The sequence below is a fragment of the Rhizobacter sp. genome, assembly GCF_035702065.1.
GTDB lineage: Bacteria > Pseudomonadota > Gammaproteobacteria > Burkholderiales > Burkholderiaceae_C > Rhizobacter.
Genome location: NZ_DASSRA010000086.1, coordinates 1 through 13044 on the forward strand (window position 1 = coordinate 1; position 13044 = coordinate 13044).

Annotated in this window: 14 protein-coding genes; 8 read left to right on the forward strand and 6 right to left on the reverse strand. The window is 69.4% G+C overall.

Features of this window, described 5'->3' with window-relative positions; all coding sequences use genetic code 11:
- On the reverse strand, positions 1–2479 hold a 2479-nt coding region (locus VFL64_RS04060; RefSeq protein WP_489539104.1), incomplete at its 3' end, for a DEAD/DEAH box helicase.
- A 98-nt stretch (positions 2480–2577) separates the two neighbouring features.
- Between VFL64_RS04060 and VFL64_RS04065 the strand changes: the two genes are divergently transcribed.
- Positions 2578–2973, forward strand: coding sequence for a DUF427 domain-containing protein (locus tag VFL64_RS04065; protein WP_489539105.1), 396 nt, complete (start codon positions 2578–2580; stop codon positions 2971–2973).
- 4 nt (positions 2974–2977) lie between these two features.
- Here the strand turns inward: VFL64_RS04065 and VFL64_RS04070 are convergent, their stop codons facing one another.
- From VFL64_RS04070 to VFL64_RS04085, 4 genes are all read right to left on the reverse strand, one after another.
- The gene (locus VFL64_RS04070; protein ID WP_489539106.1) at positions 2978–3568 is read right to left on the reverse strand and encodes an RBBP9/YdeN family alpha/beta hydrolase; all 591 of its coding nucleotides are present in this window, start codon (positions 3566–3568) and stop codon (positions 2978–2980) included.
- 18 nt (positions 3569–3586) lie between these two features.
- The gene (locus VFL64_RS04075; protein WP_489539107.1) at positions 3587–3805 is read right to left on the reverse strand and encodes a TOBE domain-containing protein; all 219 of its coding nucleotides are present in this window, start codon (positions 3803–3805) and stop codon (positions 3587–3589) included.
- A 30-nt stretch (positions 3806–3835) separates the two neighbouring features.
- Positions 3836–4477, reverse strand: a complete 642-nt coding sequence (gene ssuE / locus VFL64_RS04080) for an NADPH-dependent FMN reductase (protein ID WP_489539108.1) — start codon at positions 4475–4477, stop codon at positions 3836–3838.
- 126 nt (positions 4478–4603) lie between these two features.
- Positions 4604–4960, reverse strand: coding sequence for a hypothetical protein (locus tag VFL64_RS04085; protein ID WP_489539109.1), 357 nt, complete (start codon positions 4958–4960; stop codon positions 4604–4606).
- A gap of 115 nt (positions 4961–5075) precedes the next feature.
- Between VFL64_RS04085 and VFL64_RS04090 the strand changes: the two genes are divergently transcribed.
- The 6 genes from VFL64_RS04090 to VFL64_RS04115 all read left to right on the forward strand — a co-directional run bounded on the left by VFL64_RS04090 (position 5076) and on the right by VFL64_RS04115 (position 11204).
- The gene (locus tag VFL64_RS04090; protein WP_489539110.1) at positions 5076–5426 is read left to right on the forward strand and encodes a thioredoxin family protein; all 351 of its coding nucleotides are present in this window, start codon (positions 5076–5078) and stop codon (positions 5424–5426) included.
- A gap of 149 nt (positions 5427–5575) precedes the next feature.
- On the forward strand, positions 5576–7216 hold the full coding sequence (locus tag VFL64_RS04095) for a 3-(methylthio)propionyl-CoA ligase (protein WP_489539111.1): 1641 nt from the start codon (positions 5576–5578) through the stop codon (positions 7214–7216).
- Positions 7213–8235, forward strand: a complete 1023-nt coding sequence (locus tag VFL64_RS04100) for a YeiH family protein (RefSeq protein WP_489539112.1) — start codon at positions 7213–7215, stop codon at positions 8233–8235. Before VFL64_RS04095 ends, VFL64_RS04100 begins: the two co-directional genes overlap by 4 nt.
- Positions 8236–8260: 25 nt before the next feature.
- Positions 8261–9565 (forward strand): MFS transporter, encoded by a 1305-nt coding sequence (locus tag VFL64_RS04105; RefSeq protein WP_489539113.1) that lies wholly within the window; start codon positions 8261–8263, stop codon positions 9563–9565.
- A gap of 47 nt (positions 9566–9612) precedes the next feature.
- Complete coding sequence (locus VFL64_RS04110; RefSeq protein ID WP_489539114.1) at positions 9613–10587, forward strand: quinone oxidoreductase family protein; 975 nt, start codon at positions 9613–9615, stop codon at positions 10585–10587.
- Positions 10587–11204, forward strand: a complete 618-nt coding sequence (locus tag VFL64_RS04115; RefSeq protein WP_489539115.1) for a DsbA family oxidoreductase — start codon at positions 10587–10589, stop codon at positions 11202–11204. The genes VFL64_RS04110 and VFL64_RS04115 overlap by 1 nt, the downstream gene beginning before the upstream one ends.
- On the opposite strand, the gene VFL64_RS04120 is transcribed toward VFL64_RS04115, so the two are convergent.
- Positions 11186–12193, reverse strand: a complete 1008-nt coding sequence (locus VFL64_RS04120; RefSeq protein WP_489539116.1) for an AraC family transcriptional regulator — start codon at positions 12191–12193, stop codon at positions 11186–11188. The genes VFL64_RS04115 and VFL64_RS04120 overlap by 19 nt on opposite strands.
- Positions 12194–12317: 124 nt before the next feature.
- Here VFL64_RS04120 and VFL64_RS04125 point away from each other — a divergent pair.
- Positions 12318–13044 (forward strand): TauD/TfdA dioxygenase family protein (locus tag VFL64_RS04125; protein WP_489539117.1); only part of this gene is annotated, 727 nt, incomplete at its 3' end.

Sequence of the window (13044 nt, forward strand, 5' to 3'; positions counted from 1 at the left end):
TCACGTCGTGCGCACTGATCGCGATCGCGCCCGACTCCAGCCCGCGCAGCAGCGCCAGCCAGCCATCGACGTCCATCGCCTCGTGCAGGCAATCGTGCAGGGTCTGCGCGACCAGCGGATGCTCGGGCACCTCGCGCGGCCCGGTCAGGTTCTCGGCACAGGCCACCTGGTCGGGGAAGACAGCGGCCAGCAGGTCCTCGGACTTCATGCGCTGCAGCTGCGGCGCCACCTTCCGCCCACCGCTGAAGCGCGGCAGCGCGAGCGCGACGGTGGCGTTCCAGCGCCAGCGCACGCCGAACAGCGGCGCATCGAGCAAGGCCTGCACCAGCACGTCGAGCGCGGTGTTGCTGTGCAGGTAGCGCGCCACCTCGTCGAGCGGGAAGCTGTGCGCGGTCGAGAGCGCGAGCTGGATCGCGTCTTCGGTCGCGGCGGCCTGCAACTCGAAGTTGAACTGGCGGCAGAAGCGCTTGCGCAGCGCCAGGCCCCAGGCGCGGTTGAGCCGGCTGCCAAAGGGCGAGTGGATCACCAGCTGCATGCCGCCCGACTCGTCGAAGAAGCGCTCCATCACGATGCGCTGCTGCGTGGGCAATGCGCCCAGCGCTTGCAGCGTGCGTGCGAAGTAGTCGACGAGCTGGCGTGCGGCATCGGCTTCGAGCGCGAGTTCGCGCATCAGCCAGTCGATGGCCGCGTCGGCGCCCCGCTGAACCATCAACTCACCGAGCTCGCCGCGCAGGCGCGACACGCCGGCCGAGAGCTCGTCGCTGCGCCCCGGCGCCTCGCCCAGCCAGAAGGGGATGTTGGGCGGCACACCGTGCGCGTCTTCCACCCGCACGCGGCCGGGTTCGATGCGCAGGATGCGGTAGCTGGTGTTGCCGAGCTGGAAGATGTCGCCAGCCAGGCTCTCGACCGCGAAGTCTTCGTGCACCGTGCCGACCTTCTCGGCCTGCGGTTCGAGCAGCACGGTGTAGTCGGCCGTGTCGGGGATGGCGCCGCCCGAGGTGAGCGCGGTCAGGCGCGCGCCCTTGCGCTCGCGCAGGCGGTGGTGCACGGCGTCGCGGTGCACGTAGGCGGCACGCTGGCCGTTGCGGGTGCTGAAGCCATCGGCCAGCATGCGCACCACGGCGTTGAAGTCCTCGCGCTTGAGCTGCGCATAGGGCCAGGCGCGGCGCACCAGGGCGAAGAGTTGGTCTTCGTCCCACTCGCGGCTGGCGACCTCGGCCACCAGCTGCTGGGCCAGCACGTCGAGCGGCGCGGGCAGCACGTGCAGCGCGTCGAGCTCGCCGCGGCGCACGCAGTCGAGCAGCGCGGCGCATTCCACCAGCTCGTCGCGCGACTGCGGGAACAGCCTGGCCTTGGGCACGCCACCCACCGCATGCCCCGAGCGGCCGGCGCGCTGCAGGAAGGTGGCAATGGCGCGCGGCGAGCCGAGCTGGCAGACGAGGTCGACGTCGCCGATGTCCAGCCCCAGCTCCAGCGAGGCGGTGGCGACCAGCACCTTGAGCTCGCCGCGCTTGAGGCGTTGCTCGGCATCGAGCCGGGCTTCCTTGGCCAGGCTGCCGTGGTGCGCGGCCACCACCTCCTTGCCCAGCAGCTCGCCGAGGTGGCGCGCGGCGCGCTCGGCCATGCGGCGCGTGTTGACGAAGACCAGCGTCGTGCGGTGCGCGCTCACCAGGCCCGCCACCTGTTCGTACACCTGCGCCCACTGGTCGTTGGACATCACCGCGCCCAGTGGCGTGGGCGGCACGGTGAGCGCGAGGTCGCGCTGCTTGGCGTAGCCGATGTCGATGACCTGGCAGTCGGCCTGGCCATCGCGCACCGCGCCGGCGCCGACGAGAAAGCGCGCGACTTCGTCGATGGGCTTCTGGGTGGCCGACAGGCCGATGCGGGTGAGCGGGTGCACGCTGAGTTGCTGCAGGCGTTCCAGCGACAGCGACAAGTGGCTGCCGCGCTTGCTGGCGGCGATGGCATGGATCTCATCGACGATCACCGCGCGCACGGTGGACAGCATCGCGCGGCCCGAGGCCGAGCCGAGCAGCACGTAGAGCGACTCCGGCGTCGTCACCAGGATGTGCGGCGGCTTGCGCAAGGCGAGCTGGCGGTCCTTCTGCGGCGTGTCGCCGGTGCGCACCGCGCTGCGGATCTCCACCTCGGGCAGGCCCAGCGCAGCCAGCTCCTCGCGGATGCCGGCCAGCGGCGCCTCGAGGTTGAGGCGGATGTCATTCGACAGCGCCTTCAGCGGCGAGACGTAGACCACCACCGTCTCGTCGGGCAGGCCTTCGGGCCGCAGGCCCTGGCGCACCAGGCCGTCGAGCGCGGCGAGGAAGGCGGTCAGCGTCTTGCCCGACCCGGTGGGCGCCGCCACCAGCGTGTGGCGGCCGGCACGGATGGCCGGCCACGCCGCCGCCTGTGCCTGCGTGGGCGCGGGGAAGTGGCGGCGGAACCAGTTGCCGACGGCGGGGTGGAAGTCCTGCAAGGGCATGGGCCAGCATATCGCCCCGCTCCTGACAAAAACAAGCTGCACAGCCGGCACATCGATTGCCCGAATGCTTGTCTACGCCAGGCATGAAGGAGCGAGCGATGGCCAAGTCCCCCGGGCACCAGAAGTTCCCCGATCACCAGGTGCGCGAACAGCAGGTCGGGCAGCCGATGAAGGTGGTGGTCGACGGCGAGCTGATCGCCGCGTCGATCGACGTGATCCGCGTGGTCGAAGACCGCAACCCGGTGCGCTACTACTTCCCACGTGCCGACGTGTCGATGCGCCACCTCGAGCCCACGAGCACGACCACCACCTGCCCGTTCAAGGGCGAGGCCAACTACTACACGCTCAAGGTGGGCGGCAAACGCTGGCCCGATTCGGTGTGGAGCTACGAGAACCCCTACGACGAGCACCGCGACCTGCGCGGCCGGCTGGCGTTCTACGAAGAGCGGATTCCCGGCATCCAGATCGGCGACGCGCAGGCCTCGCAGACCTGACGTCTCAGATTGCGAACGACAGCTCCAGCGGGTGTGCCCGTTCGAAGCGGCGTGTGCGCTCCACGCGCTGGATGAGCAGCTCGGCCAGCGTCTTGGCCGGCGGCAAGGGCCCGAAGCCGGAGTCGACGTTGATGTGCCCCACGTCACCCAGGTTGATGAACTGCGAGCCCCAGCGCCGCGCCCAGTGGCGTGCGCTTTCGAGGCGCATCCATGGGTCGGTCTCGCTGCCGACCAGCACGCTCGGGATCTGCAGCCCCACGTCGGGCAGCAGCGGCGCCACCGCGAACTTGTCGGGGTCGGCCGGCGCCACCAGCAAGGCCGCATGGAGGCCCGGCCCGCCCTGGCCGAGGTAGCGCGCCAGCGCCAGGCAACCGAAGCTGTGGCCCACGGCCACCCAGCGTGTGCCGGGGTGGCGCTGCACGGCCTCGCCCACGCGCTGCGCCCAGCGGTCGACATCGGCCCGCGCCCAATCGTCCTGCTCCACCCGCACCGCGCTGCGGAAGTGCGCTTCGAGCCAGGTCTGCCAATGCGCCGGCCCGCTGCTGTGCAGGCCGGGCACGATCAGCAGGCGAACCGGGTTGCCCTTGAAGGCCATGGTGTCGCCCCCAGCCTCTTACAGCGTGGCAAGCGAGACCTCGGTCGACTTGACCAGGGCCACCACGTCGCGCCCGGGCTCCAGGCCGAGCTCCTTCACCGAGCGGGTGGTGATGACCGAGGTGACGATCAGTCCCGACGGCGTTTCGACGTCGATCTCCGAGACCACGGGGCCGAGGATGACTTCCTTGACCTTGCCGCGGAACTGGTTGCGCACGTTGATGGCGGTGATGCTCATGGGACTTCCTTGTCGTGGTGGGGGGTGAGGTCAGACCGACCAGCGCACGTCGCGCGTCGGCCAGGTGGAAAGGTTGGAATCGGCACTGCCGCGCGCCCGCGCCAGCACGGCGTCGCGCTCGCGCGCGGCGTCTTCGCGGCGCTGGAACTCGTCGGCGCGGTCGGCCAGCACCTGCAGGCTGCGCGCCACGCGCTGCTGCACCTCGGGCAAGGGCAGGTAGCCCTGCGTCTCGTGCCGGGGGATCTGCGCGTCGGTGGCGTACACGGGGTCGAGGATGTCGCGCGCACCCAGCGCCGAGATCACCGGCTTGAGCGCGTAGTCGAGCGCCAGCAGGTGCGCCATGCTGCCGCCGGTGGCCAGCGGCAACACGGTCTTGTCGCGCAGGCCGTCTTGCGGCAAGAGGTCGAGAAAGGCCTTCAGCAAGCCGCTGTAGGCCGCCTTGTAGATGGGTGTGGCCACCAGCACCACCTGCGCCTGTGCCACTTCGGCCAGGGCCTGGCGGATCAGCGGGTGGTCGAACTGCGCATGCAGCACGGCCTCGGCCGGCAGGTCGCGCACGGCGATGGTGTGCAGGCGGGTGGTCACGGGTTGCAGGTGCATCTGGGCCAGCTGCAGCAGGCTGCCCGAACGCGAGGCCGCCGAAGGGCTGCCCTGGATGCCGACGATGTTCATGCGCTCAGAATACGGAGCGCCCTTCATTCGGCAAACGAACAAGAACGGCTTTCGATAGCGGAAAACCGAATGGCCGCGAACGGCCGCCGGTGCGCGACCGGCGAGCACGCTCACATGCGGCAAGGCTTACTTGCCGGTTGCCTTGTCCTTGTCCTCGATCTGCTTCTTCTCGGTCTCGTAGACGGTCTTGGCGTGTGCCTTGTCCTGCTTGGCAGCGGCCTTCGCTTCCTTCTTGCAGGCGCGCTCCACCGAGCCGTCGGCGCTGGTTTCGCAATCGGCCTTGCTCAGTTCCTTGTTGGCGTCGGCGACCTTCTTGCGTGCCTTGTAGTCGGCCTTGGACTGCACCTTGGCGTCCTTGGCTTCCTGCGACAGCGGCGCAGGCGATGCCGTCGGCGAGTCGATCACGTTGGGGGTGTTCTGCGCGAACGCGAGGCCGCAGCTGAGGCCGCTGGCGATGAGGGTGGCGAGTAGTTTCTTGCTCATGCAATCTCCTGAGTCGACTGGACAGCCCAGCCTTCTCTGATTCGGCAATCGATGTGCCGCCGCGCCGCCCGCACTCGCCGGCAAAACTTGCCGGGGTTTGAGATGATGCGCAGCCATGACCCGCCCCACCGCTCACCCGTCGATCCTCGTCGCCTGCCTCTGTGCCGAGTGGTGCGGCAGCTGCCGCGAGTACCGCAGCCTGTTCGACGAGGTGAGCGAGGCCTTCCCCGAGATGCAGTTCATGTGGGTCGACATCGAGGACGAAGCCGACCTCGTGGACCCGGTCGAAGTGGAGAACTTCCCCACCCTCTTGATCGCCGCGGGCGACACCCCCCGCTTCTTCGGCCCGCTCATGCCGCACAAGGAGACCCTGGTGCGCCTGCTGCGCGCGCAGGCCGACGCCACCACCGGCCCGGTGCAGGCCGACCCCGAGGTGCAGGCCCTGGTGAAGCGCCTGCGCGGCTGAGCAGGCGGGTGCGCCCCTCATCGGGCCGTCAAACCAAGGGTAAACGCCAGTCTGGCGCCATCGGATAAGTGCCGGTCACGCACCGGCAATCACCATTTCGCGTCCGAACCAAGAATCGCTCTCCGTGGTGTTTTGACGGAGACAAGACGATGAATGGTTTGATGATGCAGCGCTCGCTGCTGGTGTCCTCGCTGCTGATGCACGCCGAGCGTCACCATGGTTCGCAGGAAGTGGTGTCGCGCCGTGTCGAGGGCGACATCCACCGCTACAGCTTCCGCGACCTCGCCGCGCGCTCGCGCCGCGTGGCCAATGCCCTCGACAAGCTTGGCATCTCCATCGAAGCGCGCGTGGGCACACTGGCCTGGAACGGCTACCGCCACCTGGAGCTGTACTACGGCGTCTCGGGCTCGGGCCGCGTGCTGCACACGCTCAACCCGCGCCTGCACCCCGACCAGATGACGTGGATCGCCGACCACGCCGAGGACGAGGTGCTGTTCTTCGACATGAGCTTCCTGCCGCTGGTGGAAGCCATCGCCCCGCGCGTGAAGACCATCAAGCACTTCGTGCTGATGACCGACCGCGCCCGCATGCCGGCCCAAAGCCAGGTCACCAAGATCGCCGGCCTACGCTGCTACGAAGACCTGCTCGACGCCGCCAGCGACCAGTACGCCTGGCCCGAGTTCGACGAGAACCGCGCCTCCAGCCTCTGCTACACCAGCGGCACCACCGGCAACCCCAAGGGCGTGCTCTACAGCCACCGCTCGACGGTGCTGCACAGCATGGCCGTGGCCCTGCCCGATGCATTGAGCTGCTCGGCCAACGAGGTGATCCTGCCCGTGGTGCCGATGTTCCACGTCAACGCGTGGGGCCTGCCCTACGCCGCCTGCATGGTCGGCGCCAAGCTCGTGTTCCCCGGCCCGGGCCTGGACGGCAAGAGCCTGCATGAGCTGTTCGAGGCCGAACGCGTCACCGTGTCGGCCGGCGTGCCCACCGTGTGGCAAGGCCTGCTCGCGCACATGGAAGCCCACCAGCTGAAGTTCAGCACCATGCGCCGCACCATCATCGGCGGCTCGGCTTGCCCGCCGGCCATGATGCGCGCCTTCCAGGAGAAGTACGACGTGCAGGTGCTGCACGCCTGGGGCATGACCGAGCTGAGCCCGCTGGGCACGGCCTGCGTGCTCAAGCCGCATCAGGCGGCGTTGCCAGCCGAGGCGCGCTACGCCATCCAGGCCAAGCAGGGCCGCGCGGTCTACGGCATCGACATGAAGATCGTCGACGGCGCCGGCACCGAGCTGCCCTGGGACGGCAAGACCAGCGGCGAGCTGCTGGTGCGCGGCCCCTGGGTGGTGTCGCAGTACCTCAAGAGCGAAGGCGGCAACCCGCTGCAGGACGGCTGGTTCCCCACCGGCGACGTGGCCACCATCGACGCCGACGGCTTCATGCAGATCACCGACCGCGCCAAGGACGTGATCAAGAGCGGCGGCGAGTGGATCGGCTCGATCGACCTCGAAAACATCGCCATGGCCCACCCGGCCGTGGCCATGGCGGCCTGCATCGCCGCACGCCACCCTAAGTGGGACGAGCGCCCGCTGCTCATCGTGGTGAAGAAGCCGAACATGGAGCTCACGCGCGAAGGGCTGCTGCAGTTCTTCGAGGGCAAGATCGCCAAGTGGTGGACGCCGGATGACGTGGTCTTCGTCGACGCGATCCCACTGGGAGCCACCGGCAAGATGCTCAAGCACCGGCTGCGCGAGCAGTACCAGGACCACTTGCTGGCCGCCTCGAAGTGAAGCAAGCGATCGCGCTGGCCACCACGCGTGGCCGTGGGTTGTTCCCCGGCGTGATGGCCTGCGGCGTGGTCGCCGCGGCCGCCACCTTCCTGTCGGAGCACTACGGCGCGCCGGTGATGCTGTTCGCCTTGCTGCTGGGCATGGCGATGAACTTCCTCTCCACCGAAGGCGCCTGCGCCCCCGGCATCGGCTTCACCGCGCGCGAGGTGTTGCGCGTGGGCGTGGCCCTGCTGGGCTTGCGCATCACGCTCACCCAGGTGGCGGCGCTGGGCTGGGAGCCGGTGGCCATCGTGATCATCTCGGTGGTGGTGACCATCACGGTCTCGATGGTGGTGGCCAAGATGCTGGGCTTCCAGTCGATCTTCGGCCTGCTCACCGGCGGCGCCACCGCGATCTGCGGCGCCTCGGCGGCGCTCGCGCTGGCGGCCGCGCTGCCTTCGCATCCGCAGAAGGAACGCGCCACGCTGTTCACGGTGATCGGCGTGAGCGCGCTCTCCACGCTGGCCATGATCGTGTACCCCATGGGCGCGCAGGCCATCGGCATCGACGCCACCGCCGCCGGAGTCTTCCTCGGCGGCACCATCCACGACGTGGCCCAGGTCGTCGGCGCGGGCTACAGCCTCGGGCACGAGACGGGCGACGTGGCCACCCTGGTCCAGCTGATGCGCGTGGCCATGCTGCTGCCGGTGATCGTGTTCGCCGCCATGCTCACACGCAGCCGCCTGCGTTCGCGCGGTGAAGAAGCCAACACGGGCGAGCGCCCGCCGCTGCTGCCCTGGTTCGCGGTCGGCTTCGCGCTGCTGGTGGCGATCAACAGCACGGGCTGGTTGCCCAAGGTCGTGCAGACGGCCGGCAGCGAGCTGTCGCGCTGGTGCCTGGTGGCGGCCATCGCCGGCATCGGCATGAAGACCCAGCTGAAAGAGCTCGTCACCGTCGGCTTCAAGCCGGTGGCGCTGATGCTGGGTGAAACGGTGTTCCTCGCACTGCTGGTGCTGGGCATGATGCGGCTTGCCGCGTGAAGTAGAGACAACAGAGAGACACGCCATGCATCTCCCGCACGACAACGGCCCCGGCAACGACGACTACCTGGTCAAGCGCTCACAGGCCTGGTTCGCCTTCGCGATGACCTTCGGCCTGATGCTGTTCGACTACATCGACCGCCAGGTGATCGTCTCGCTCTTCCCCTACATGAAAGCCGACTGGGGCCTGAGCGACAAGCAGCTCGGCGGCCTGGTCTCGGTGATCTCGGTGGTGGTGGCCGTGCTCGGCCTGCCCGTGGCCCTGGTGGCCGACCGCTTCAGCCGCGTCAAGAGCGTGGTGGTGATGGCCACGGTGTGGAGCCTGGCCACCATCTCCTGCATGTTCTCGCGCAACTACGCCTCGCTGTTCGCGGCGCGCGCCCTGGTGGGCGCGGGCGAAGCGGGCTACGGCTCGGTGGGCGCCGCGCTGATCGCCAGCCTCTTTCCGCGCCGGCTGCGCGGCGCGCTGCTGGGTGCCTTCTTTGCCGCGGCCTCGCTGGGCTCGGTGATCGGTGTGCTGATCGGCGGCGTGGTGGCCAAGAACTACGGCTGGCAGACGGCCTTCGGCGTGGTCGGCGTGCCGGGCCTGTTCCTCGCCCTGCTGTACATGCTGGTGCGCGACTACAAGACGGTCGACATCGAAGGCAGCACGCAATCGGGCAGCCAGCTCACCACGGGCGGCCTGGTGAAGCGCACCTTCCGCGGCCTGGCCCGTTCGCGCACCCTGGTGTGGGTGTGTGCCGGCGCGGCCATGCAGCTGGTGGTGGTGTCGGCCATCTGGTCGTGGCTGCCCAGCTTCCTCAACCGCTACCACGGCATCGCACCCGACCAGGCGGGCATGAAGGCCGCGCTGGTGGTGCTGGCCGGCGCGCTGGGCAGCTTCACCTGGGGCGCGCTGGTCGACCGCCTGGCGCTCGGCCGCACGCGGCTGCGCCTGGTGATCGTCTCCGGCCTGTGCCTGCTGTCGATGGTGATCTTTCTCATCGCCTTCGGGCTGATGCAAGGCTCGCCCGCGCAGTTCGGCCTGATCCTGGCCGGCGGCTTCGTGATGGCCTGCACCGTGGGCCCGATCTCGGCCGTGGTGTTCGACGTGATCCACCCCGCCATGCGCTCCACCGGCGCGGCCGTGCTGTCGCTGGCGCAGAACCTGTTCGGCCTGGCGGTCGGCCCCTTCCTGACCGGCTGGCTGTCCGACCAGTGGAACCTGCAGACGGCGCTGACCGTGGTGCCGCTGTTCAGCGTGCTGGCGGTGGCCGCCTTCTTCCGCGCCATGCGCACCTACGACGCCGACATGCAGGCCGTGGCCAACATCCGCGTCAGCGCAGACTGATCCCCCAACAACCCCAATTCCCCCCCTTCCCCTAGCGAGGCCCTGCCATGAAGTCCAACGTCATCCGCTTCCACGAGACCGGCGGTCCCGAGGTGCTGAAGCTCGAGCAGGTCGAGGTCGGCGATCCCGGCCCCGGCCAGGTGCGCGTGCGCCACACCGGCATCGCCGTCAACTTCATCGACATCTACTTCCGCACCGGCCGCTACCCGGCGCCGCTGCCGGCAGGCCTGGGCTCCGATGCGGTGGGCGTGGTCGAGGCCGTGGGCGAGGGCGTGAGCTTCCTCGCCGAGGGCGACCGCGTGGGCTACCTGCTCGGCCCCCTGGGCGCGTACTCCGAGCGACGCGTGATGCCGGCCGAGGTGCTGATCAAGATCCCCGACGGCATCGACGACGAGACCGCCTCCACGCTCATCATGAAAGGCCTGACCGCGCAGTACCTGTTCCGCCAGGTCTACCCGCTCAAGGCCGGCGACACCATCCTGTACCACGCGGCCGCCGGCGGCGTGGGCCTGATCGCCTGCCAGTGGGCGCGCGCCCTCGGCGTGACCATGATCGGCACCGTGGGCTCCGACGAGAAGGGCGAGATCGCCAAGGCTCACGGCTGCGCGCACGTCATCAACTACAAGCGCGAGAACTTCGTCGAGCGCGTGAAGGAGATCACCGGCGGCAAGGGCGTGCCCGTGGTCTACGACTCGGTCGGCAAGGACACGCTGATGGGTTCGCTCGACTGCCTGCAAAAGCGCGGCACGCTGGTGAGCAACGGCACCAGCTCCGGCCCGGTGGTGATCGACACCATGCTGCTGGCGATGAAGGGCTCGCTGTGGGTCACGCGCCCGGCGATGGTCGACTACGCGCTGCCGCGCCCCAACATGCTGAAGATGGCCGACGAGCTGTTCGACCTGGTGCTGCAGGGCAAGATCGTCAGCAAGCCGCAGCAGCGCTTCGCGCTGGCCGATGCGGCCGAAGCGCACCGCGCGCTGGAGTCGCGTGCCACGGTGGGCGCGACGGTGCTGATCCCCTGATGTCTCGCAAGCTTCGCATCGACATCTGCATCGAGCTGATCTGCCCCTGGTGCCAGATCGGCCTGCGGCAGTTCGAGCGTGCACGCACGATGCTGCTGGCCGAGCGCCCGGGCGTGGAGATCGAACTGCACTGGCACCTGCAGACCCTGCTGCCCGACCTGCCCCACGAAGGCCGGCCCTTCAAAGAGTTCTACGAAGAACGCCTGGGCAGCGCCGAGGCCGTGGCCATGCGCCAGGCCCAGGTGCGCGAGGCCGGCCGCGCCGTCGGGCTGGACTTCGCCTTCGAGCGCATCCAGCGCATGCCGCACACGGGCCGGGCCCACAAGCTGCTGCACGACGCCGCCACCCAGCTGCGCCCCGAGGTCTACGAACGCCTGCTCGACCGCCTGTTCAGCGCCCACTTCCAGAACGGCGAATCGCTCTCCGACCCGCACCTGCTGGCCGCGCTCGCCAGCGAGTTCGGCGTGGTGCCCACGCGGGCCGCGCCCGAGCCAGCGCGGCCCCGGCTGCGTGCACCCAGCGTGCCCTACTTCATCTTCGACCAGCTGGTCGGCGTGGCCGGCGCGCAGCCTGCGCAGGAGCTGCTGCGGACGATGCGTCAGGCCTTGGCGCGCTGACGTTCCTCGCTCGGGCTGTGCCCGAACTGCCCCGAGTACCAGCGCGAGAAGCCGCTCGGCGCCGAGAAGCCCAGCAGGGCCGCCACTTCGGTGAGCGGCCGCGTGCTGCCGCTCACGTGGCGCTGCGCCAACTCCACGCGCAGGGCGTTCACCAGCTCCGAGAAGCTCGTGCCCTCGTCGGCCAGGCGGCGCTGCACCGTGCGGCAGGCCAGACCCAGCTGCTCGGCCACCTGCTCGATGGAGCAGCGCCCGCTCGGCAAGAGCAGCAAGGCAGCGCGGCGCACGTCCTCGATCATGCGCGGCTCGGTCTCCACCTGACGCAAGGCCACGTCGAGCAGTTGCTGCGCGTAGCGGGCCATCGCCGGGTCGGCATGCGGGTTCACGGTGTCCAGGTCCTGCCGGCCACACACGATGCCGTTGAAGTCGTGGCGGAACTCCACGCAGGGCCCGAACACGCGCAGGTGGGTGGTGATGTCGCGCGGCGCCTCGTGCGTGAAGCACACGCGGCGCGGCCGCCAGTCGGGGCCGAGAAACTGGCGCATCAGGCGCAGCATCACACCCACCGCGAGCTCCACGCCCTGGCGCACCGAGCCGGGCTTGCCGGTGGTCACCTCTTCGCGGATCACCACCACGCCGGCCTCTTCTTCGATCACGAGCGCGATGCCGCCGTTGAGCGCCAGGTGGTAGCGCAACAGCACGGCCAGAGACTCGCGCAGCGTCGGCTGGTCGCGGATCAAGAGGCCCACCGGCCCCAGGTTGGACAACTGCCGCGTCTCGGCCATGCGCAGGCCGAAGGACTCGCAGCCGCTCAGCGCGGCGGCCCGCTCCAGCAGGTCGCCCACGCGTTCGACGGGGATGCGCAGGTCGGGGTCGTTGAGCACGTTCGGCTGCAGGCCGGCATCGCTCATCAGGCGCTGCGGGTCGAGGCCGAAACCACGCGACAGCTCGGCGAAGTTGGTCAGGGCAGCGGCGCGAACGAGCGAAGGCATTGGGGGAAGTCCCAGGGGGCTGTGGCACGGAATGGTAAGTAGCGGTCGGGCCAAGTCAAGCGGGAAGCGCCCTGCACAAACACACTGGGCGCGACTATTCTTAGTTCGTCCAGGAGACACGCTGATGAGCCTTGCCAGTCCCGCCATCGTCGACGCCGGTTCACTGACCCGCTCGATCAAGGTTGAGCCCTTGACCTGCGCCATCGGCGCCGAGCTGTCCAACGTCAACCTGGGGGCCGCCTCGCGCGACCCGGGCCTGGTGCAGGAGATCCGCGGCCTGCTGCTCAAGCACCGCGTGCTCTTCTTCCGCGACCAGGACTTCTCGCGCGCCGAGCACGTGGCCTTCGCACGCCACTTCGGCGAGCTGGAGGACCACCCTGTCGCCGGCTCCGACCCCGAGCATCCGGGGCTGGTGCGCATCTACAAGTCGCCCGACGCGCCCAACGACCGCTACGAGAACGCCTGGCACACGGACGCCACGTGGCGCGAGAAGCCGCCGCTCGGGTGCGTGCTGCGCTGCGTGGAATGCCCGCCCGTCGGTGGCGACACGATGTGGGCCAACATGGTCCTCGCCTACGAGAAGCTGCCGCAGGACGTGAAGGCGCGCATCGCGGGCCTGCGCGCGCGCCACAGCATCGAGGCGAGCTTCGGTGCGGCGATGCCCACCGAGCAGCGGCTCGCGCTGCACGCCCGCTTTCCCGATGCCGAGCACCCGGTGGTCCGGACGCATCCCGAGACGGCCGAGAAGATCCTGTTCGTGAACGCGTTCACGACGCACTTCACCAACTTCCACACGCCGGAGAATGTGCGCTTCGGGCAGGACGCAAATCCGGGCGCGGCATTGCTGTTAA